24 protein-coding genes are annotated in these 21,092 nt (G+C 41.2%); all 24 read left to right on the plus strand.

Features of this window, described 5'->3' with window-relative positions; translation table 11 throughout:
- Nucleotides 1-5 precede the first annotated feature (5 nt).
- The 24 genes from J2S05_RS03450 to hisC all read left to right on the plus strand — a co-directional run bounded on the left by J2S05_RS03450 (nucleotide 6) and on the right by hisC (nucleotide 21,071).
- On the plus strand, nucleotides 6-1,043 hold the full coding sequence (locus tag J2S05_RS03450; protein WP_306979917.1) for an NAD(P)H-dependent glycerol-3-phosphate dehydrogenase: 1,038 nt from the start codon (nucleotides 6-8) through the stop codon (nucleotides 1,041-1,043).
- 70 nt (nucleotides 1,044-1,113) lie between these two features.
- On the plus strand, nucleotides 1,114-1,380 hold the full coding sequence (locus J2S05_RS03455; protein ID WP_306979919.1) for a stage VI sporulation protein F: 267 nt from the start codon (nucleotides 1,114-1,116) through the stop codon (nucleotides 1,378-1,380).
- Between the two features lie 178 nt (nucleotides 1,381-1,558).
- Nucleotides 1,559-1,765, plus strand: a complete 207-nt coding sequence (locus tag J2S05_RS03460) for a DUF2768 domain-containing protein (protein WP_306979921.1) — start codon at nucleotides 1,559-1,561, stop codon at nucleotides 1,763-1,765.
- A 21-nt stretch (nucleotides 1,766-1,786) separates the two neighbouring features.
- Entirely contained in the window at nucleotides 1,787-2,518 is a 732-nt protein-coding gene (locus J2S05_RS03465) for a hypothetical protein (protein WP_306979923.1), read from the plus strand.
- 227 nt (nucleotides 2,519-2,745) lie between these two features.
- On the plus strand, nucleotides 2,746-4,224 hold the full coding sequence (gene spoIVA, locus J2S05_RS03470; RefSeq protein WP_306979925.1) for a stage IV sporulation protein A: 1,479 nt from the start codon (nucleotides 2,746-2,748) through the stop codon (nucleotides 4,222-4,224).
- A 120-nt stretch (nucleotides 4,225-4,344) separates the two neighbouring features.
- Nucleotides 4,345-4,569, plus strand: coding sequence for a trp RNA-binding attenuation protein MtrB (mtrB, locus tag J2S05_RS03475; protein WP_306979926.1), 225 nt, complete (start codon nucleotides 4,345-4,347; stop codon nucleotides 4,567-4,569).
- A gap of 109 nt (nucleotides 4,570-4,678) precedes the next feature.
- Nucleotides 4,679-5,470: a heptaprenyl diphosphate synthase component 1 gene (locus J2S05_RS03480; RefSeq protein WP_306979928.1), complete on the plus strand. Its 792-nt coding sequence runs from the start codon at nucleotides 4,679-4,681 to the stop codon at nucleotides 5,468-5,470.
- Complete coding sequence (locus tag J2S05_RS03485) at nucleotides 5,471-6,184, plus strand: demethylmenaquinone methyltransferase (RefSeq protein WP_306979930.1); 714 nt, start codon at nucleotides 5,471-5,473, stop codon at nucleotides 6,182-6,184.
- A 57-nt stretch (nucleotides 6,185-6,241) separates the two neighbouring features.
- Nucleotides 6,242-7,111, plus strand: a complete 870-nt coding sequence (locus tag J2S05_RS03490; protein WP_306981085.1) for a UbiA-like polyprenyltransferase — start codon at nucleotides 6,242-6,244, stop codon at nucleotides 7,109-7,111.
- Entirely contained in the window at nucleotides 7,108-7,710 is a 603-nt protein-coding gene (locus J2S05_RS03495; protein ID WP_306979933.1) for a UbiX family flavin prenyltransferase, read from the plus strand. The genes J2S05_RS03490 and J2S05_RS03495 overlap by 4 nt, the downstream gene beginning before the upstream one ends.
- The gene (locus J2S05_RS03500; RefSeq protein WP_306979935.1) at nucleotides 7,707-8,549 is read left to right on the plus strand and encodes a menaquinone biosynthesis protein; all 843 of its coding nucleotides are present in this window, start codon (nucleotides 7,707-7,709) and stop codon (nucleotides 8,547-8,549) included. The genes J2S05_RS03495 and J2S05_RS03500 overlap by 4 nt, the downstream gene beginning before the upstream one ends.
- Before the next feature lie 26 nt (nucleotides 8,550-8,575).
- Nucleotides 8,576-9,544 (plus strand): heptaprenyl diphosphate synthase component II, encoded by a 969-nt coding sequence (gene hepT / locus J2S05_RS03505; RefSeq protein WP_306979937.1) that lies wholly within the window; start codon nucleotides 8,576-8,578, stop codon nucleotides 9,542-9,544.
- A gap of 109 nt (nucleotides 9,545-9,653) precedes the next feature.
- Entirely contained in the window at nucleotides 9,654-10,097 is a 444-nt protein-coding gene (gene ndk, locus J2S05_RS03510; protein WP_306979939.1) for a nucleoside-diphosphate kinase, read from the plus strand.
- A 116-nt stretch (nucleotides 10,098-10,213) separates the two neighbouring features.
- Entirely contained in the window at nucleotides 10,214-10,990 is a 777-nt protein-coding gene (locus J2S05_RS03515; protein ID WP_306979941.1) for a CheR family methyltransferase, read from the plus strand.
- A gap of 117 nt (nucleotides 10,991-11,107) precedes the next feature.
- The gene (aroC, locus tag J2S05_RS03520) at nucleotides 11,108-12,280 is read left to right on the plus strand and encodes a chorismate synthase (protein ID WP_306979942.1); all 1,173 of its coding nucleotides are present in this window, start codon (nucleotides 11,108-11,110) and stop codon (nucleotides 12,278-12,280) included.
- Nucleotides 12,281-12,282: 2 nt separating this feature from the next.
- Complete coding sequence (aroB, locus tag J2S05_RS03525; RefSeq protein ID WP_306979944.1) at nucleotides 12,283-13,359, plus strand: 3-dehydroquinate synthase; 1,077 nt, start codon at nucleotides 12,283-12,285, stop codon at nucleotides 13,357-13,359.
- A 13-nt stretch (nucleotides 13,360-13,372) separates the two neighbouring features.
- A complete protein-coding gene (aroH, locus tag J2S05_RS03530) occupies nucleotides 13,373-13,741 on the plus strand; it encodes a chorismate mutase (protein WP_306979946.1) in 369 nt (122 codons plus the stop codon).
- A gap of 261 nt (nucleotides 13,742-14,002) precedes the next feature.
- A complete protein-coding gene (trpE, locus tag J2S05_RS03535) occupies nucleotides 14,003-15,514 on the plus strand; it encodes an anthranilate synthase component I (protein WP_306979947.1) in 1,512 nt (503 codons plus the stop codon).
- Nucleotides 15,507-16,535, plus strand: a complete 1,029-nt coding sequence (gene trpD / locus J2S05_RS03540) for an anthranilate phosphoribosyltransferase (protein WP_306979949.1) — start codon at nucleotides 15,507-15,509, stop codon at nucleotides 16,533-16,535. The genes trpE and trpD overlap by 8 nt, the downstream gene beginning before the upstream one ends.
- On the plus strand, nucleotides 16,528-17,301 hold the full coding sequence (trpC, locus tag J2S05_RS03545) for an indole-3-glycerol phosphate synthase TrpC (protein WP_306979952.1): 774 nt from the start codon (nucleotides 16,528-16,530) through the stop codon (nucleotides 17,299-17,301). Before trpD ends, trpC begins: the two co-directional genes overlap by 8 nt.
- Nucleotides 17,282-17,941: a phosphoribosylanthranilate isomerase gene (locus J2S05_RS03550; RefSeq protein WP_306979954.1), complete on the plus strand. Its 660-nt coding sequence runs from the start codon at nucleotides 17,282-17,284 to the stop codon at nucleotides 17,939-17,941. Before trpC ends, J2S05_RS03550 begins: the two co-directional genes overlap by 20 nt.
- Complete coding sequence (gene trpB / locus J2S05_RS03555) at nucleotides 17,922-19,127, plus strand: tryptophan synthase subunit beta (protein ID WP_306979957.1); 1,206 nt, start codon at nucleotides 17,922-17,924, stop codon at nucleotides 19,125-19,127. The genes J2S05_RS03550 and trpB overlap by 20 nt, the downstream gene beginning before the upstream one ends.
- Nucleotides 19,117-19,920, plus strand: coding sequence for a tryptophan synthase subunit alpha (trpA, locus tag J2S05_RS03560; protein WP_306979960.1), 804 nt, complete (start codon nucleotides 19,117-19,119; stop codon nucleotides 19,918-19,920). Before trpB ends, trpA begins: the two co-directional genes overlap by 11 nt.
- Before the next feature lie 41 nt (nucleotides 19,921-19,961).
- Nucleotides 19,962-21,071 (plus strand): histidinol-phosphate transaminase, encoded by a 1,110-nt coding sequence (gene hisC / locus J2S05_RS03565; RefSeq protein ID WP_306979962.1) that lies wholly within the window; start codon nucleotides 19,962-19,964, stop codon nucleotides 21,069-21,071.
- The last annotated feature ends 21 nt before the right edge of the window (nucleotides 21,072-21,092 follow it).

The raw sequence follows: 21,092 nt of genomic DNA on the forward strand, positions 1-21,092 counted from the left end.
AGCGTATGACTACGATCGCAGTAATTGGTTCCGGTAGTTGGGGTACGGCACTTGGAATGGTTCTTGCAGATAACGGACATCAAGTACGGATGTGGGCAAGAAGAGCTGATCAAATTAATGAAATCAATACTAGTAAAACAAATTCTCGTTATCTTCCAGATGTCACTCTGCCTGATAATCTAAAAGGATTTACACAACTTCATGAAGCAGTCGTTGATTCTGAGGTTGTTGTATTAGCCGTTCCAGTAAAAGCAATTAGAGAAGAAACAAAAAAACTACTCGAGGCAGCCAAACGTCCGCTTACTGTTATTCATGTGAGTAAGGGAATCGAACCAGGTACACAAAAGCGTGTATCTGAAATGATTGAAGAGGAAGCAGCCGCATATTCAACGCTCAAAGCTGTTGTTGCTCTATCTGGACCTAGCCATGCAGAAGAGGTTAGTCGACGTCAACCTACCACGGTGACTGTTTCTTCACTAGATGTAAATGCTGCACAGCTGGCACAGGATCTATTTATGAATCAAAACTTCCGTGTGTACACACATACAGATCTTGTTGGAGTGGAGCTCGGAGGAGCCCTTAAAAATATCATCGCGCTGGTTTGCGGCGTAACCAATGGACTTGGGTACGGGGATAATACAAAAGCGGCGATTATGACAAGAGGGCTTGCTGAAATTACACGGATGGGTGTGAAGCTAGGTGCTGATCCGCTAACATTCTCTGGGTTATCTGGACTTGGGGATCTTATTGTTACCTGTACAAGTGTTCATTCGCGAAATTGGCGTGCTGGTCAAATGATCGGTAAAGGTCTTTCATTAGATGAAGTACTTGATCAGATGGGTATGGCTGTGGAAGGTGTTCGTACAACTCAGGCCGCATTTGAAATGGCTCAGAGATATGATGTAGAGATGCCGATCACAAGTGCCATTTATAGTGTGCTTTTTAACAATGTTAAACCACATGAGGCCGCTGGTGAACTAATGGGCCGTGTTAAGAAGCATGAAGAAGAACAGTTAACGGAACACACAAGAAAAAAAGACTAGGCGGTGTAATGCACCATCTTTCTCCGTACGCATACGATATGTTGATACTACGTACGGAGGAGGAGAGCCAATGTCTCAAAAGAAGGATTCGTCTTTTTTTGATCAAATCCAAAAGAATACTAAAGTAAGACCTGACGAACTGTTGAAGCTGGCTAATTCAGTAAGTAAATCAAATTTGAAGGATGAAGCAACGGTCCGTAAGCTGATTCATCAAGTATCTCAGCTTGCAGGTAAACCAGTTACAAAAGAAAAAGAAGATCAGCTTGTGCAAGCGATTATTAAGAATAATGTTCCAGCTGATTTTGCTTCCCTTTCAAAAATGTTTAATAAAAAATAATGAATTAATAGGCTGATGTTTGTGCAAATACATGATTCACGCATACACTATGAAGGAACAACAAATTCAGGGCTTATAATAAAAATAGGGTTTTGTCAGAAGTTGGAGAAGAGGCCCCTCTTTTCTCCAATTTTTATGTATAGGTAGGACAAGCTTTTTGAGTAAAGGAGGACAGATAATGTCTCAGGCGATGTTACATATGTACATTTCTTTTGCTGGCATGATTTTAATGTTTGTATCCGCGGCATTGGCGTTATTTAGCCGAACCAAATTAAAGGGAATTCTTCAAAAAGTAATTTTGACCGTTTCATTCTTTTGCTTAATGGTCTCTGGACTCATTGTCATGTATATTGTGTTAGGGGGACCAACATCAACATTCGAATAGCGTAGGTGAGGAGGTGCGGTTATGAAACGCATCATATTGAAAGCGTTATTTTTAGGTTGTGTCGTTGTGCTTGCAGGCTGTTTTTATCCTCAAGGTGAACGTCAGGCGTCACAAGTAGCCTATTTGGATCAACTAGCATCTGTTCAAACGGCTGTGGATGCTTTTCAGGACGATACTGGTGTGCTTCCTATTCAAACATTTGATGAGAATACGCCAACCTATCAACGTTATGTCATTGATTTTAGACAACTTGTTCCGAGATATATGCAAGAGGCTCCAGGGACTGCTTTTGAGAGTGGTGGCCTATTTCAATTTGTGCTTGTTAATGTGGAAGAGGAGCCAACGGTAAAAGTAATTGACCTTCAATCCGTTAAGACAATACAAGATTTAAATAGACGAATTAATAACTATCGATCTCAACATACATACGCACCTGTAAAAGACATGTTAGGCAATGGACTATTTGTACTTGATTATGAAAAACTCTCATATAAGGAAGCGCCATTAGCGATCAGTCCATACTCAGGAAACTCATTGCCTTTTCTTTACTCAAACACTGGAGAAATAATCATTGATTATGCCAGAGATATTAACCAAGTACTCCAGGAGAGCGAGGCTTCTGAGGATACGGATTTGCGTCCGCTACTGTATGAGGATGCTCCATTTGTACCCTTCCATTCTGTGCCGTATACTTTAACAGAGGATGGAGAACCTGAACTCAATCCGCAATTTGAAGAAACACCAAATGAATAATAAGAAAATAGGTCTATTCTGCCTCTTCCATCGATATATATACGATAATGGAAGGGGCATTTTTTGTCATCACGCTCCCCTTCCCGAAAAAACAGAGTGAATCTAATTGTTTGCATGAGACCAAAAAGATGATCATATTTTTGGGACAACGCTCATAGCATGAGGTATGTGAGGTTTCGCAAACAATCGGAACAGCTCTTACATTGACTTGATCGGGAGGGGATCACGTGGAAAAGGTAGACATCTTCAAAGATATTGCAGAACGTACAGGCGGAGATATTTATTTGGGTGTTGTAGGGGCCGTTCGCACAGGGAAGTCGACATTTATTAAGAAGTTTATGGAGCTCGTTGTCCTGCCTAATATTGAAAATGAATCTGAGAAAATACGGGCACAGGATGAACTGCCTCAGTCTGCTGCAGGCAAAACAATCATGACTACGGAACCGAAATTTGTACCTAATCAAGCTGTATCCATTCATGTAGGGGATGGACTTGATGTGAACATTCGTTTAGTAGATTGTGTGGGGTATGCCGTACCTGGTGCAAAAGGCTATGAGGATGAGAATGGACCAAGGATGATCAATACTCCATGGTATGAGGAGCCTATCCCATTCCAAGAAGCTGCAGAAATTGGAACGAGAAAAGTCATACAAGAACACTCAACCTTAGGTGTCGTTATTACAAGTGACGGTACGATAGGTGATATTCCTCGCTATGACTATGTAGATTCTGAAACAAGAGTCATCGAAGAGTTAAAAGAAGTAGGAAAACCGTTTATCATGGTAGTTAATAGTGTAAGGCCGTATCATCCAGAAACTGAGAGATTACGAGCACAATTAGCTGAAGAGCATGATATTCCTGTACTTTCAATGAGCATTGAAAGTATGACAGATCAAGATATTCAGAATGTCTTAAGAGAAGTTCTGTTTGAATTCCCGGTGCATGAAGTGAATGTAAATCTTCCTAGCTGGGTGATGGTCTTAAACCAAGAGCATTGGTTACGACAAAGTTATGAAGAATCAGTAAGAGAAACAGTGAAAGACATAAAACGCCTGCGGGATGTTGACCGAGTCGTAGGACACTTTACTGAGTTTGACTTTATTGATGACGCGAGGCTTGCTGGGATTGAAATGGGTCATGGTATTGCTGAAATTGATCTTTATGCGCCAGATACTTTGTATGACGAAGTTCTAAAAGAGGTAGTTGGTGTTGAAATTAGAGGCAAGGACCATTTGCTTTCCTTGATGCAGGAATTTGCTCATGCGAAGTCAGAGTATGATCAGGTCTCAGATGCCCTACAGATGGTGAAGCAAACCGGATATGGTATTGCCGCACCTGCTTTATCCGATATGAGCTTGGATGAACCGGAAATCATTCGTCAAGGCGCTCGTTTTGGGGTCAGATTAAAGGCGGTTGCTCCCTCTATCCATATGATTAAGGTAGATGTTGAATCAGAATTCGCGCCAATCATAGGAACTGAAAAACAAAGTGAAGAGTTAGTCCGCTATTTAATGCAGGATTTTGAAGAAAATCCACTGTCCATTTGGAATTCTGATATATTTGGACGATCCTTAAATTCGATTGTTCGAGAAGGAATTTCTGCAAAGCTTTCCTTAATGCCAGAAAATGCACGCTACAAATTAAAGGAAACGTTAGAGCGTATAATTAATGAAGGTTCAGGTGGGCTCATTGCGATTATCCTATAAGCATAAAGGGGGACTCTTTAAAGGGTTCCTTTTTGCTTTTTCTCGATTATATATGCTAAGATTTACAGCAGAATAGCGTAACTAGTAGCTTTTTATCTAAGGAAAACAGGAGCGATGATGATGAATAATGAAAAGGAATATATTGTGATTAAAGCAAAAGAAAACGGCGTAACGGTCATTGGTTTAACACGAGGAACAGATACTCGTTTTCACCATTCTGAGAAGTTAGATAAAGGCGAGGTCATGGTCGCTCAATTTACGGAGCATACGTCGGCGATAAAGGTAAGAGGAAAAGCAGAAATCCAAACAAGTCATGGATCGGTTGAGTCGGGCACCGAAGACTAAGTAAGAAGAACAAATAGGTGTTGATAAGTCCGGACGAGTCTTGGTTGGGGCTTTACGATTATGCTATACTAAGGAAGATGAATTCGTTAAACACTGGAGGATACGTATTATGGTGAATCCCAGCCATTTACATGGAGAGGTAACAGCAATAATAGAAAAATTTAATCAACTTACTTATCATCCATATATTAAAGACTATATTCCTAGTGTAGGTATAGATGAAGGCAAGTGTCAGTTGTTTTATGCTGCATTATCAAAAAATACAACAAAAGAGGAAGCGTCTGTTGTAACCTTATGTGCCTTGCTTGTTCAAGCGGCATTGGACGTACATGAGGAGGTATCGTTGCATCCGATCGATTCTGATACCGCGCGGAAAAACCGTCAATTGCACGTGTTAATTGGCGATTACTACAGTAGTCTCTATTACAACTTGTTGGCTGAAGCGGATCGTGTACCATTAACGAGATTGTTTAGTTGCACTCTTCAAGAAATTAATGAACAGAAAATGGATGTGTATGAGGCCGTTGAAGGTAGTTATGCACAAATAGCTGATCATTTGGAATTTATTGAATCGGGGTTATACGGAAAAATCCTGGAAGAGTATGAATTGCCAGAGATGAAAGCCATTTTTGAATCATTATTTTTCTATAATCGTTACATGGATGAGTGGAACAAGTGGTCAAAAGGTGAAAGTTCTTTACTAATGAAGTCTCTAACTACGTTTGAAACTGCAGATGCGTCAACTCATTTAGACATCCTTTCGAGTAAGCAAGGTGATCTAATGACACAAATTCATATGCTTATGGATGAACACAGCGATTTCCGTCAACATATGGAGAAATACCTATCTGAATCCGTTCAGACCGCACCAAACGGCTTAGATGAAAGTAAGGTGAGATAGTTGTCTCAACAATCAAAAGAAGAACGTGTACATCAGGTTTTTGAGTCGATCTCGACACAATATGACCGGATGAATTCAGTTATAAGTCTTCAGCTTCACAAGGTCTGGAGAAAAGATGTCATGAAGATGATGCAGGTTTCTGATGGAGATGCATCACTTGATGTATGTTGCGGAACAGCAGATTGGACGATTGCACTCGGACAAGCTTCAGGGCCAGAAGGACGAACAGAAGGTCTTGATTTCAGCAAAAATATGCTTCAAGTAGGTCAAAAAAAGCTACAAGATAAACAATTAGAATACATACAGTTACATCATGGAAACGCGATGGAACTTCCCTTTGAAGATAATCAATTTGATTATGTGACCATTGGTTTTGGTCTGAGGAATGTTCCGGATTATCTCCAAGTGCTAAAGGAGATGGAACGTGTCGCTAAACCTGGCGGAATGGTTGTTTGTTTAGAGACGTCTAATCCAACGTTACCTGTCTATAAACAGGTTTATCAATTATATTTCAGACACCTTATGCCATTGGCGGGTAGAATTTTTGCGCGTAGTCACAAAGAGTACTCGTGGCTCCAGGAATCAACTCAGACTTTTCCTTCAAAAGAGGAACTAGCGAAGCTTTTTAAAGAAGCTGGATTGAAGAAGGTTAAGTTCAAAGGCTATTCAGGTGGAGCGGCAGCAGTACATGTTGGTTTGAAAGCAGAACAATAGAATATTGAGAAAAATGCTATCATTTGTTGATGGGTTTTTGATATGTAAGGAGCAGATATTGTGATACGGAAGTTAAAAATCATTCTTGAAATGATTAAATTTGAGCATACGGTTTTTGCCTTGCCGTTTGCCTTTATGGGTACGATCGTGGGTAGCTTAATCATTAACGGACGCTTCCCAGAGTGGATGGATTGGGTGTGGATTATCGTTGCTATGTTTGGAGCTAGAAGTGCTGCGATGTCCTTAAACAGATTAATTGATGAGAAGATTGACCGACATAACCCTCGTACGTCTGATCGGGCGATACCAGCGGGATTAGTTTCAAAGGTTGAAGTCATGCTATTTATTGTAGCATCCTTTGCTTTGTTATTTATTGCAGCATTTCAGCTTAATCGCTTAGCTGTGATCTTTTTACCACTCGCTGTTTTTCTATTGGTCTTTTATTCTTATACAAAACGATTTACATGGGCTTGTCACCTTTTCTTAGGTTTAACCATTGGCTTCGCTCCGCTTGGAGGATGGATTGCTGTAACGGGTGAAATTACTTGGGTAGCGATTGTTCTTTATTTAGCTGTTGCTCTCTGGATTGCAGGCTTTGATGTGGTTTATGCAACACAAGATGCTGATTACGATCGTGAGCGTGGCTTATTCTCTATTCCTAGTCGGTTTGGTGTTGCGAACGGACTGCGAATTGCTAGAGGCTTACATGTAGTTAGTTTTTGTGCTTTCTTAGCATTGTTTTTCATGACCGGTCTTTTAGGTTGGATTTATCTAACTGGTGTCATTATTGCAGGTGCGATGATGATTTATCAGCATTCACTCGTGTCAAAAGATGACCTTTCTCGAGTGATGTTTGCATTCTTCCCAATGAATGGAACGTTAAGTGTTGTTATGTTCTGTTTCACCATGGGAGATATTTTATTATGAGTACTCAGTATCCGTATATCGTTGGGATAACAGGCGCAAGCGGAGCTGTTTATGGCATTCGACTTGTTCAGGAGCTTTTGCGTGCAAAACATGAGGTACACCTTGTGCTTACTGAAGCTGCTTGGCAAGTATTTAAAGCAGAAATGAACTTAGATACAACGGATCGGGAAGCGTTACTCGACTCATTATTTAAAGATCGTCGACAAGCGTTACATATTCACGATCTGCACAATTATGCTGCACCAATTGCCAGTGGTTCATTTAGAACTGAAGGGATGATCGTGATTCCTTGTTCTATGGGGTCATTGTCTGGAATGGCTGCAGGGGCTTCTGGTAACCTGATCGAGAGAGCTGCCGATGTTATGCTGAAGGAACACAGGAAGCTTGTGATTGTACCAAGAGAGACACCTCTTCATCAAATTCAGCTTGAGAACATGTTAAAGCTATCAAAGGCAGGCGCAATTATCTTGCCAGCAATGCCAGGTTTTTATCATTCACCTCAGTCACTAGATGATCTAATTCTTTTTGTAGTAGGGAAAGCTTTAGATTCATTGGGAGTGGACCATGAGTTATTTAAAAGGTGGGGAACAGAATCATGACGTTACGCATTGGTGAAATTGAATATGCGAATATCCAGCCTTTTTTTGACAAGTTGGATCGCGATCAATTGCGATCGCAGGGCTTTCAATTAAAAACGGATGTACCAAGTAGCATTAATCAGAAGCTCTCAGAAGGCTCCGTAGATGTAGCGGGAATCTCTTCCTTTTCGTATGCACAAAATGCTCACGACTATTCGGTTCTTCCTGATTTGTCGGTTTCCTCAAAAGGGGAAGTACGTTCATTGTTTTTATTTTCAAAGGTACCTATCGAACAGCTCGAGGAAAAAAAGATTGCCTTAACGGCAAGCTCAGCTACAACCGTACATTTGCTTAAAATCATTCTGATTGCGTTTTACGGTGTACATGTGCAATATCAAACCATGAAACCGAACCTACAAGAGATGCTTGCAACGAACGATGCTGCCTTATTAATTGGCGATGATGCCATTCGTGCCGTTCGAACAGCCTCCGATTTATATGTATATGACCTCGGTGAACAATGGTATAAACACACAGGACTTCCTATGACCTATGCGTTATTTGCTGTTCGTAATGATGTTCTCACCTCTAATAGTAATGATTTAGAACGTGTATATCACGCGTTTGTGAACAGTAGAGAAGTAAGTAAATCAAACAACTATATGGACCTGTCTAACCGATTTACGTTAAAACAAGGTGGCACAATTGATTTTTGGCAATCATATTTTCAAAATCTATGGTATCATTTTAACGAAGAAAACAAACGTGGATTATTATATTATTATAAGCTGGCTTATGAGTATGGATTCTTGTCAAAGTCAATTCACTCAATCAGTGTGTGGAGTAAAGTTCACTCCTGATATTGCGGGCAGGATAAGGTGGCATAATGAAACTAGCAGAGATCTATGGACATTTTCAATCGGATATTAAGATCATAGAAAAAGAACTAGAAGAAACAATTCAAGCAAGGCATGAGGTGTTACGAAAAGCTTCGACGGATTTGCTCCATGCAGGAGGGAAAAGGATCAGACCTGTATTTGTCCTGCTCGCTGCAAGATTTGGCACCTATGATATTCATGCATTAAAACACATTGCCGTCTCGCTTGAGCTCATTCATATGGCTTCTCTTGTTCATGATGATGTCATCGATGATGCAGAGCTACGTCGGGGTAGAAAAACAATTAAGTCTCAATGGGATAATCGAGTAGCAATGTATGCGGGGGATTATATCTTTGCGAAAGCTGTACAAACAGCGGCTTATTTTGATCACCGCTCCATTCACTTAATTATCTCAGATGCCATCATGGAAATGTGTATTGGTGAAGTAGAGCAAATTAGAGACCAATTTAATTGGGATCAGAATTTGCGCACCTATTTCCGAAGAATTAAGCGAAAAACCGCTTTATTAATTGCAGTTAGCTGTAAACTTGGTGCAATTGCTGCCGGAACCTCTGATGAGATTCAACGCCGCTTATATCTTTTTGGATATTATGTAGGAATGTCTTTTCAAATCACTGATGATGTATTAGATTTCGTTGGAACCAAAGAACAGATTGGCAAGCCAGCGGGTGGGGATTTACGACAAGGCAATGTAACGTTGCCAGCTTTATATGCGATGCATAAAAGTCCTCAGTTAAAAACTGAAATCGTTCAGAACCTATCTAAAGATGAGCATCATGAAGATATGGAACCAATCATTGAACGTGTTAAAGCATCTGGTGGGATTGAGTATGCTGTTTCAATTAGCGATCAATATTTGGCTAAGGCATTTAAGCAGCTTGAAGCACTTCCTGATGTAGAAGCAAAAACGTATTTCTTACAGCTTGCCTCATACATTGGAAGACGGAAATTTTAACTCAAAAGTAGAGCCAATTGTTGATATTGTCAATGACTGGCTCTTTTGCTATACTTAGAGATGTAAGCGGATGCAAGATACTTTTTCACAGAGAAGAGAGGGTATACATATGGAGCGTACATACTTAATGATTAAGCCTGATGGCGTACAAAGAGGTTTAATCGGAGACATTATCTCACGTTTTGAAGCAAAGGGGTTCACACTGGTTGCTGGTAAGTTCACACAGTTATCAAGGGAGCTTGCGGAAACACATTATGGTGAGCATAAAGAGCGTCCTTTTTTTGGAAATCTCGTGGATTTTATCACGTCTGGTCCTGTATTTGCCATGGTGTGGGAAGGGGAAAATGTGATCAAGTCTTCTCGAACGCTTGTGGGTGCAACCAATCCGATTGAAGCGGCACCAGGAACGATTAGAGGAGATTATGGTGTGCATGTCGGCATGAACTTGATACATGGTTCGGATTCTTCTGAAAGTGCATCAAGAGAGATCGATCTCTTTTTCTCGAGTGAAGAACTAGTTACCTATGAAAAAACGCTTAAACAGTGGATTTAACGTATGATAACCTGCGGCCTAGTGATAGGTCGTAGGTTTTTTTGTTACATAGATTGGTTGAGAGATTTAGTTAAAATGAGGTATGATGAGCAAAAGATGTAGAAAAGGGAGCAAACATGAACGAGGACTATGAACACTTTACTCTAGCAATGAAACAAATGACAGGTATTGATTTAACTTCTTATAAGGAAGCACAGATGAAACGAAGATTAACATCTTTTCGCGATAAAAAAGGCTTTGTTGACTTCTCTTCATATGTTAAAGCCATGAAAAAGGATCAACGTTTGTTAGAAGAATGTCTTGAGAGAATGACCATTAATGTCTCAGAATTTTACCGTAACTACACACGTTGGCAAGTGTTAAATACTCAAATTCTACCATCTTTATTAACTGAATCGAAATCACTCAAAACGTGGAGTGCGGCATGCTCATCTGGGGAAGAACCATACACGTTGGCCATGATTCTGTCCCAGCACTTAAAGCCACAAGATTACTCTATTCTTGCTACAGATCTTGATCAAGTCATTCTGGAACGTGCCAAGTTAGGCTTATACGGGGAACGATCTTTAAAAGAAGTGCCAGAGGACATGCTAAGCAAGTACTTCACAAAAAAGGAATCGATCTATGAAGTGGATCAAGCCTTAAAGAAACACGTGCAGTTTAAACAACAAAATTTACTTACAGATCGATTTGATAGTCACTATGATTTAATTATTTGTCGGAATGTAATGATTTATTTCACAGAGGAAGCCAAACATATTCTATATCAAAAATTTAGTCGGGCCCTTCGTCCTGGCGGCATCTTATTTGTCGGAAGTACAGAACAAATTTTTAATCCTGATACATATGGTCTGAAGAGTACAGAAACATTTTTTTATGAGAAAGTGCGCTAAACAAATAATGATTTAGGCGCAGTGCAAGACATCGGAATAAATATATGTTATAATTTAACGCATAAAAGCGGTAAAGAATTTACCGGCATGCACTGATTAATAGGGGGATACATGTAGATGAGGTATTTAACAGCAGGTGAGTCACATGGACCACAACTAACAACCATAATTGAAGGATTACCAGCTCAGTTGGAGCTATTAGCAGAAGACATTAATACAGAGCTTGCAAGACGTCAAGGAGGATACGGACGCGGACGCCGTATGCAGATTGAGAAGGATCAGGTTCAAATTACAAGTGGAGTTCGTCATGGTAAAACAACAGGTGCCCCAGTTGCGCTAGTTGTCGAAAATAAAGATTGGACTCACTGGACAAAGGTCATGGGAGCAGAACCAATTACAGAAGACGAAGAAAAAGAGGTTAAGCGTAAGCTAACTAGGCCAAGACCAGGTCACGCAGATTTAAATGGAGCCATTAAATATGGTCACCGTGATATGCGTAATGTGTTAGAACGTTCTTCGGCACGCGAAACAACGGTTCGAGTGGCAGCGGGAGCTGTAGCTAAGAAAATCTTGAAAACCTTTGGGATTGAAGTAGCGGGACATGTTTTGGAGATTGGTGGAGTCCGTGCAGTAGAAACAGATTACCAATCGGTTCAAGACTTAAAAGAACGTTCAGAAGCATCCCAAGTACGTTGCTTAGATGATCAGGCATCAGAACAAATGATTAAGGCGATTGACCAAGCTAAGCAGGATGGCGACTCAATTGGTGGCGTTGTAGAAGTGGTCGTTGAAGGCGTGCCAATTGGACTTGGTAGCCATGTGCAATACGATCGTAAACTAGACGCAAAAATTGCTGGGGCGATTATGAGTATTAACGCATTTAAAGGCGTTGAAATCGGCCTAGGGTTTGAAGCGGCTCGTCTACCAGGAAGTCGTGTACACGATGAGATTATTTGGAGTGAAGAATCAGGCTATTCACGAAAAACCAATAACCTGGGAGGCTTTGAAGGTGGAATGACAAATGGAATGCCGCTTGTTGTTAAAGGAGTTATGAAACCTATTCCGACGCTTTATAAACCTCTACAGAGTGTAGACATTGATACGAAAGAGCCATTTCAGGCTAGCATCGAGCGTTCAGACAGCTGTGCAGTGCCAGCGGCTTCTGTAGTGGCTGAAGCCGTTGTGGCTTGGGAAGTAGCTAATGCTCTATTAGAATCGTTTGGTGCGGATCGTGTGGAGACCATCTCAGAGAATATTCGTCGCCATAACGAAGAGGCGAAGGAATTTTAACAATGAATAAGGTCCAAGTAAACACGCAGAGTCACACATACGAGGTTTACCTTGATAAAGCCCTTCGGTTTCGTGTTGGCGACTTATTGTCTCAATGCTTAAAGGAGAAGCCTTCTTCCGTCTTTGTCATAACAGATTCCACCGTGGCACCACTATATTTGCAAGATGTACTTAGTAGTTTGCCAGACGACCTTTCCGTTTCATCAGCAATCATTCCAAGCGGAGAGCAATCCAAGTCATTTAAAGAATATGAGAATCTGTTGTCACAAGCATTAAAAAATGGCTTGGATCGTAAATCTGTCATCATTGCTTTAGGTGGAGGTGTAGTAGGAGATATTGCAGGATTTGTTGCAGCGAGCTATATGCGCGGCATACGATTTATCCAAATGCCTACAACACTTCTTGCGCATGACAGCAGTGTCGGCGGGAAAGTAGCGATTAACCATGAACTTGGAAAAAACATGGTAGGTGCGTTTCATCAGCCAGAAGCCGTTTTTTATGATACTGACGTCCTGTTTTCACTTCCGCAAAAAGAATGGCGAGCGGGATTTGCCGAGGTCCTTAAGCATGGATTAATACTCGACAAATCCTTTTATGAATGGTTGCAAAAAAACGTCACAGACTTTTTGTCGATCGATAACGAGCTCGTTTCTAGTTTACTCGCTCGTTCTATTGCGATAAAAGCAGAGGTCGTATCTCAGGATGAACGTGAACAAGGTATTAGAGCATATCTTAATTTAGGGCATACCCTTGGGCATGCGATCGAAGCTGTTTCGGGTTACGGAAAGATTACCCATGGTGAAGCAGTGGTTATCGGCATTGTATTTGCCATGAAACTTAGTGAGCGACTCTATAAGATTGACTTAGATATCCCGGCATTTAAAGCATGGGTTGAATCGTTTGGATATGAAACCGTGATTCCAAAGGATCTTGATCATGAAAAACTACTTGAAGCGATGAAAAAAGATAAAAAAACAGAAGCTGGTATCATTCGAATGGTTTTATTAAAGAAACTTGGCGAAGCTTGTGTTGAAAAAGTAGAAACAGATGTGATTTTATCACTTCTTAAAGAGAGTTAAGGAGGTTGAGCGTATGGTTAGAGGCATTCGAGGAGCTACAACCGTTACTCAAAATGAAGAGAGACAAATTTTAGATGTAACAGAGCAACTTTTTAAGACGATTGCTGAGCAAAATGAGATTAATCCCGAAGATGTCGCACAAGTACTTATTACGGTAACAGGAGACTTGAACGCAGCATTTCCTGCTAAAGCCATGCGTAGGCTTACTGGGTGGGATTTTGTACCTGTCACCTGTGCACAAGAAATTGATGTACCCGGCGGACTGCCGTTTTGTATTCGAGCCTTATTAACTATAAATACAGAGAAATCTCAAAAAGAAATTGAGCATATTTATTTAAATGATGCTGTTAAATTGAGACCAGATTTAGTTCGAGTAAAATAGTTGACGATTGTTTTTAATCAAGGTACAATTTACAAAAGTGTACGGGCCAGAGGGTCTGTAGCTTAAGTTGAGAGTTTGAGAAGAGTAATGAATAATGAGCAGAGCTGAGTTGAGAAGAGTTGAGTTGAGCAGAGACGAGATACCATGTATTCTACACGTCCCTGAGTCTATACTCAGTGGGCGTTTTTATGTATAGTACGTCCTCTATGGAGACCTTCCCTTTCCCCTTCAGCCCTCTAAATAAGAGGAGCGAGCCAAATAATGAAACAGACTTCCATTGAATCATTTACAGAAGCAATGAAAACATATGACACGGTTACGTATACAGAGAGATATTTTGCTGATGGGTTAACTCCTATTCACATCGTTCAACAATTGCATGACCAAGTGGCCTTTTTACTTGAGAGTAGAGACGAACAATCATCTTGGTCCAGGTATTCATTTATTGGATTAAACCCTTTATATGATTTAAAAGAAGTAAATGGTCGGTACGTGACGACAAATAATCACAACGAAACCATTGTAGAACGTGACAGCTTTGACCAAGCGTTAGAAGAGACAATGAGTGTCCTTCATGTAGAACCGGTAGATGTGCCCATTCCTTTTAAAGGTGGAGCGGTTGGCTATATGAGCTATGATGCAATTGAAACGATTGAACCTAAATTAGAAAGAGACACACCTAAAAAAGTGGCTCACTATCATTTCTTGTTCTGTGAAACGATGATTGCTTATGATCACCTCCAAAAAGAACTTATTGTCATTGTTCATTTACCTGTTGAAAATCGAGAAGCAACGACTGATCTTTACCAAAAAGGTGTAGGGATTGTTAAGGATGTTCTAAAGGAACTAGAGCAACCAACTCTTTCTTTACTGTCATCAGGTGTACCGACTACGTATGAAGACGTTTCGTTTGAAGGCGTATCTTCTAATTACACAAAGGAATTGTTTCTCCGAGATGTTCAGACCATTCAAGAATATATTAAAGCGGGAGATGTTTTTCAAACGGTCCTATCACAGCAGTTTACAATGCCTGTCACCGTTGGAGCTTTAGAGGTGTATCGCGTTCTTCGATTAATCAATCCCTCGCCATATCTGTTCTATCTACGTTATGACGGGCTTGAAATTGTTGGTAGTTCGCCAGAGCGCTTGGTGCAAGTGCAAGATGGCCATGTGGAGATACACCCAATTGCAGGAACTCGTCCAAGAGGTCGGACGCCAGAAGAGGATCTAAGCCTTAGAGAAGAGCTGCTGGCAGACGAGAAGGAGCGTTCGGAACATTATATGCTTGTTGACTTAGCACGTAATGATGTTGGCAGAATTGCTACGTATGGAACGGTTCGCACACCTCAATTGCTCGACATCGGGTTGTTTTCTCATGTGATGCATATTGTATCAAAGGTAACGGGAGAGCTTCATCAAGATACAAAACCACTGCAGGCACTTATGGCTTCCTTTCCAGCTGGTACGGTATCTGGCGCACCGAAAATTCGTGCAATGGAAATTTTACAAGAGCTTGAGCCAACAAGAAGAGGCATATATGCCGGAGCAATAGGGTATCTAGGATTTGATGGCAACATCGATTCTTGTATAGCCATTCGGACAATGACAATTCAAGACGGAACAGCAACCATTCAAGCGGGGGCGGGTGTCGTCGCAGATTCACAACCTGAGTTGGAATATGAGGAAACAAGAAATAAAGCCAAAGCGTTAATACGAGCAGTCCAAGTAGCGGAGACGATGTTTCGTGCAGAAGGAGTGACAGGCAATGTTTAAATTCCTTTTAAATAGATGTGCAGAGGGTCATCAGCTTAATGAAGAACAGGCTTATCAAGCGATGGACCTTATTATGAGAGACCAAGTAGAAGTGAGCCAAATTGCTAGTTTAATTAGTATGATGAGACTTCGAGGTGAGTCGATCGAAGAGCTTGTAGGTTTCACTAGAGCGATGCGTGAGCACGCAGTTTCCATTCCTCATCACATGAAAGGTGTACTGGATACATGCGGAACAGGTGGAGATCAGCTAGGGACGTTTAATATTTCCACAGCCGTTTCTTTTGTTGCAGCTGCAGCTGGCGTCCCCGTTGCGAAACATGGAAATCGTGCGGTTACTTCCAGTAGCGGAAGTGCGGATGTATTAGAACATTTAGGTATTGATATCCAACAAAGTCCAGAAGCTGCGGCTCTAGCTCTCGAGAATAAAGGGCTAAGCTTCTTATTTGCCCCTCTATACCATGCGTCAATGAAATATGCTGCCCCTGCTAGAAAGCAAATTGGGTTTCGTACGATCTTTAATTTATTAGGTCCGATGACAAATCCAGCAGGTGCCGAACATCAACTCATTGGCGTATCAGGTAGGCAACACGCTTTGAAAATGGGTGAAGCCATTCGAAGACTTGGTACGACTCACACAGTGCTTGTAACAGGAGCTGATGATCTTGATGAGTGTTCTGTTCATGGCTCTACACAAGTTGTTGATGTGCAAAATGGTCAAATGGACGTTTATGAGATAACACCTGAAGAAGCAGGGGTCCAAACTGGTTTATTATCTGACATTCAAGTGAATAGCATAAAGGATAGTGCGCGGCTTATTGAAGATGTATTTGCTGGAACGGCAAATGCTTCAGCTGAGTCCATTGTCATCTTGAATGCAGGTGTAGCTCTATATGCAGCCAATCGAGTCGAATCTATTAAAGAAGGAACCTTACGTGCGACTGAATTAGTAAAGAGTAAGCAAGTAATGTCCTATACAAATGAATTACGCAATCATCGAGAGGCGGGAAGTAAGCATGCTTGAGACGATATTAAAAACAAAGAAACAGGAGATTGATACGTTGTCTATGCCAGCTTATGAGCAGGTAGAGAAACGCTCTCTTTATCAAGCAATCAAACATCCAACAAGAACAGTAGGTCTCATTGCTGAAGTGAAAAAGGCATCGCCTTCAAAGGGTTTAATTCGAGCAGATTTTCACCCAGTTGATATAGCTAAAACGTACGAAGCGGCAGGAGCAGATGCGATTTCAGTTTTGACGGATCAGCACTACTTTAAGGGGCATCGTGATTTTTTAACGGCGATCAAAAAAGAAACATCCATACCGATTATGCGCAAGGATTTTATCATCGATGAGCTCCAAGTGGAGGAGAGTCTACGAATTGGTGCAGATGCCATTTTACTGATCGCTGGTACGGTTCCGGATCAAAAGTTATTTGAACTTTATCAATCTGCTCATGAAAAAGGGATGCAGTGTTTGGTAGAAGTACATGCGGCAAGTGAACTATCGAGCTTGTTATCCGTATTCACACCAGAATTGATTGGCATAAACAATCGAAATTTAAAAACCTTTGAAACATCTCTTTCACAAACAGAAGAGATTGCGAGTCTTGTCCCACAACAGTGTACATTTATTAGTGAGAGTGGGATTCATACTTTTGAAGATGTCACTCGTGTGCAAAAAGCTGGCGCAGGTGGAGTACTTGTTGGGGAATCGTTTATGCGAGCCGAAACACCAAGTATTGGTATTACAAACTTGTTTGGAGAATCAAATGATGAGACCACTTCTTAAATATTGTGGTAACAAGAGTGAAGCAGACCTTGCTGTGACAGTAGCAAGTGAAGCAGACTACCTTGGTTTTGTGTTTGTTCCAGGTACAAAAAGGGAAGTAGATCCAGATCATGTGAAAGCCTGGTTGGACAGAAATCCTGTTTCAGATAAAAAACTAGTCGCTTTATTTGTGAACGAACAATCTGCCACCATTCATGACATATGCAAGAAACTCCCTATTGATGTGATTCAGTGCCATGGCAATGAATCTCCTGAATTCGTGACTGAGATTAAGCGTACGACAGGAAAAAAAGTCTGGAAAGTAATCCATCATCATTCTGAGGGAATGGTTGAGATGCGACGTTATGATGCGATTGCAGACGGATATATTATTGATGCGAAAGTAGAAGGACAATGGGGAGGAACAGGTAAGACATTTGATTGGGATTGTATTCCTGCTTATATCAAAGAAGGGAAACGACAATCCGTTCCTGTATTTATTGCTGGTGGGGTAGATGCGAGTAATATACAAAAACTATCTGACTATGATCCAGATGGAATCGATCTATCGAGTGGGATAGAAATAGATGGTACGAAATCACAACAAGCAATAAAACGCTTAGAGAAGGAGCTGTATAGACGTGACAATTCAATATCCTGATGAAAAAGGGCGCTTCGGTGAGTTTGGCGGCAAATATGTGCCAGAAACATTAATGAGTGTCATAGAAGAATTAGAAGCAGCTTTAGATGAGGCAATGAACGATCAAGATTTTATAGATGAGTATCACGAACATCTACGCGAATATGCGGGACGACCAACGGCACTTTCGTATGCTAAAAATATAAGTGAATCAATTGGTGGGGCTAAGATCTATTTGAAACGTGAAGATCTGTTACATACAGGTGCACATAAATTGAACAACGCCATGGGACAGGCGTTGCTCGCTAAACGAATGGGTAAAACAAAAATTGTCGCAGAAACAGGGGCCGGACAACATGGAGTAGCAACGGCCACCATAGCAGCCCGCTTTGGCCTTGAATGCAAGGTGTTTATGGGAACTGAGGATATCGAACGCCAGTCCTTAAACGTATTCAGAATGGAGCTTCTTGGAGCAGAGGTGATACCAGCTGAATCTGGTAGTCGGACATTAAAGGATGCGACAAATGAAGCGATTCGTTATTGGGTTGCAAATGCTGAAGATACATTTTATTTAATAGGTTCTGTTGTTGGACCTCACCCATATCCGAAAATGGTCCGAGATTTCCAACGAATTATTGGTGACGAAGCAAAAGTCCAGCTTCTAGCAGCTGAGGAGCGTTTGCCTACAGAGATTATTGCCTGTGTAGGTGGTGGAAGTAATGCAATTGGAAGTTTTTATCCGTTTTTAGACGATGATGTGAAGCTGACAGGTGTTGAGGCTGGTGGTTTAGGTGTAGATACAGATCAACATGCTGCAACGATTACAAATGGCACACCAGGGGTCATTCATGGATCACTTACGTATCTCATTCAAGATGAGGCTGGTCAAATTATCGAGCCTTATTCCATTTCAGCTGGACTTGACTATCCAGGTGTAGGCCCAGAACATGCTCATTTAGCGAAAAGTGGAAGAGTCCAATATGAGGCTGTTACAGATCAACAGGCATTAGATGCACTCATCCGATTGTCAAAACAAGAAGGCATTATCCCAGCAATTGAATCAGCACATGCCTTGGCCGTTGCATTTGAGCGGGCTTCGCAGCTTTCACCAGACGATCTTATTTTAGTTTGTTTATCGGGTCGTGGCGATAAGGATGTTCATACGATCCGTAAACATGTGAAGGGAGAGGCAAAAAATGGGCAGTAATCGATTAGAGGCCATGTTACAGCAAGAGCCTAACTTATTCATTCCCTTTATTACCGCAGGAGATCCTACAGGAGAAGCAACGATTGATATTGCGTTAACTTTACAAGAAGCCGGCGCATCAATCCTTGAACTGGGTATCCCTTATTCAGATCCTCTAGCGGATGGACCGACCATTCAGGAAGCGTCAAAGCGTTCTTTAAAAAACGGGATGTCGCTTTCATCGGCTATGCAATTGGTTCCTGCGATGCGAGAACGTGGATTAACTATTCCGGTTATTATTTTTACGTATGTCAATCCACTCCTTCAATATGGAGTAAAACGATTTACAGAAGAAGCGGCATCCCTTGGTATTGATGGGATTTTAGTGCCGGATCTTCCTTTTGAAGAAAGTGACGAGCTCAGTGCCTATTGTGAACAGGAGCAACTATCTCTAATCTCTTTAGTCGCACCCACATCCAAAGAGCGAATCCAAAAAATTGCGGACCGTGCTCAAGGCTTTTTATATTGCGTGTCATCCCTTGGTGTAACGGGAGCGAGGAAAGACCTAGACCCGAGAATTGAAGAATTCTTGAATACTGTAAAAGAAGCAAGTCATGTTCCGATTGCCGTAGGGTTTGGAATTTCAACTTCAGCTCAAGTGAGCACCATTCAAGCTTTGGCTGATGGTGTGGTTGTTGGCAGTGCGCTTGTTCATCAAATCGGTGAGCAGGGAGAAGCCCTTCAAAACGAAGAAACAAAAGAATTAGCGCTTCAACGCATTAAATCATTTGTCAAAGCACTCATTTCGGAGTAACATAGTTTAAGAAGTAACTTAGACGATAAAGAGGTGCACTAATGAAGGCAAAACCACAGCTTTATGGGCTGCCCGCTTACAAGCCGGGTAAACCTATTAGTGAAGTAAAAAAAGAATTAGGTTTAGATGAAGTCATCAAGCTGGCTTCAAACGAAAATCCATACGGATCATCGAAGCTTGCTAAGCAAGCCGTTATTGATGCTGTTATGGATTCAGCGATTTATCCAGATGGCTATTCAAGTGTGTTACGAAACAAAGTAGCTCAACATCTTGGTGTTCAAGAGGAGCAATTAATTTTTGGGAATGGAACAGATGAAGTAATCCAGTTTCTATGTCGCGCGTTTTTAACGCCTTCCGACAATACAGTGACTGCAGATCCAACATTTTCTCAATATAAGCTCAATGCAGCAATTGAAGGGGCAGAAATTCGTGAAGTGCCACTAACTGACATGGGTGAACATAACCTAGATGAAATGCTTCAAAAAATTGATGAGAACACTAAAATTGTATGGGTGTGTAACCCGAATAATCCTTCTGGAAACTATATTGGAAAAGACGTGTTTGAGGCATTTCTAAAACAAGTTCCAGAACATGTTATCGTTGCTAGCGATGAGGCATACATCGAATATACGGTGGCTGAGGATTACCCTGATACGATTCCTCTATTAGATCAATACAAAAACTTGGTTGTGCTGCGTACCTTCTCTAAGGCATATGGGCTTGCTTCGTTACGTATTGGTTATGGTGTCGCTTCTCCGGAGATTATTCAGGTTATGGAACCTTTACGTCCGGCCTTTAATACGACCGCATACGCACACACAGCTGCTGTAGCAGCATTAGATGATCAGACATTTGTGCAAGAATCAGCTAAAAAGAACCGAATCGAATTAGAAAAGTACGAAGCGTTCTGTAAAAAACATCAGCTTTTCTTTTATCCATCACAAACCAACTTTATCTTAATTGATGTTGGCATTCCTGGAGATGAGATTTTTTCTTATCTTCTGTCTAAAGGATACATCACGCGTTCAGGGCAAGCCCTTGGTTTCCCAACGTGTATTCGTATTTCAATTGGGACAGAAAAAGAAAACGAAGGGGTTATGCTGGCGTTAAGTGAGCTTTTAAAAGAGCGGTCGGCTTTGACCGAATCATAGGATATAAGTATAAGGTGTTGG

The organism is Alkalicoccobacillus murimartini, from assembly GCF_030813245.1.
Taxonomy (GTDB): Bacteria; Bacillota; Bacilli; order Bacillales; family Bacillaceae_D; genus Alkalicoccobacillus; species Alkalicoccobacillus murimartini.

Coding starts and splice junctions, on each gene's coding strand:
- J2S05_RS03450 (WP_306979917.1), top strand. CDS start 6: ATGACTACGATCGCAGTAATTGGTTCCGGTAGTTGGGGTACGGCACTT.
- J2S05_RS03455 (WP_306979919.1), top strand. CDS start 1,114: ATGTCTCAAAAGAAGGATTCGTCTTTTTTTGATCAAATCCAAAAGAAT.
- J2S05_RS03460 (WP_306979921.1), top strand. CDS start 1,559: ATGTCTCAGGCGATGTTACATATGTACATTTCTTTTGCTGGCATGATT.
- J2S05_RS03465 (WP_306979923.1), top strand. CDS start 1,787: ATGAAACGCATCATATTGAAAGCGTTATTTTTAGGTTGTGTCGTTGTG.
- mtrB (WP_306979926.1), top strand. CDS start 4,345: ATGAATAATGAAAAGGAATATATTGTGATTAAAGCAAAAGAAAACGGC.
- J2S05_RS03480 (WP_306979928.1), top strand. CDS start 4,679: ATGGTGAATCCCAGCCATTTACATGGAGAGGTAACAGCAATAATAGAA.
- J2S05_RS03495 (WP_306979933.1), top strand. CDS start 7,108: ATGAGTACTCAGTATCCGTATATCGTTGGGATAACAGGCGCAAGCGGA.
- J2S05_RS03500 (WP_306979935.1), top strand. CDS start 7,707: ATGACGTTACGCATTGGTGAAATTGAATATGCGAATATCCAGCCTTTT.
- hepT (WP_306979937.1), top strand. CDS start 8,576: ATGAAACTAGCAGAGATCTATGGACATTTTCAATCGGATATTAAGATC.
- ndk (WP_306979939.1), top strand. CDS start 9,654: ATGGAGCGTACATACTTAATGATTAAGCCTGATGGCGTACAAAGAGGT.
- J2S05_RS03515 (WP_306979941.1), top strand. CDS start 10,214: ATGAACGAGGACTATGAACACTTTACTCTAGCAATGAAACAAATGACA.
- aroC (WP_306979942.1), top strand. CDS start 11,108: ATGAGGTATTTAACAGCAGGTGAGTCACATGGACCACAACTAACAACC.
- aroB (WP_306979944.1), top strand. CDS start 12,283: ATGAATAAGGTCCAAGTAAACACGCAGAGTCACACATACGAGGTTTAC.
- aroH (WP_306979946.1), top strand. CDS start 13,373: ATGGTTAGAGGCATTCGAGGAGCTACAACCGTTACTCAAAATGAAGAG.
- trpE (WP_306979947.1), top strand. CDS start 14,003: ATGAAACAGACTTCCATTGAATCATTTACAGAAGCAATGAAAACATAT.
- trpD (WP_306979949.1), top strand. CDS start 15,507: ATGTTTAAATTCCTTTTAAATAGATGTGCAGAGGGTCATCAGCTTAAT.
- trpC (WP_306979952.1), top strand. CDS start 16,528: ATGCTTGAGACGATATTAAAAACAAAGAAACAGGAGATTGATACGTTG.
- J2S05_RS03550 (WP_306979954.1), top strand. CDS start 17,282: ATGATGAGACCACTTCTTAAATATTGTGGTAACAAGAGTGAAGCAGAC.
- trpA (WP_306979960.1), top strand. CDS start 19,117: ATGGGCAGTAATCGATTAGAGGCCATGTTACAGCAAGAGCCTAACTTA.
- hisC (WP_306979962.1), top strand. CDS start 19,962: ATGAAGGCAAAACCACAGCTTTATGGGCTGCCCGCTTACAAGCCGGGT.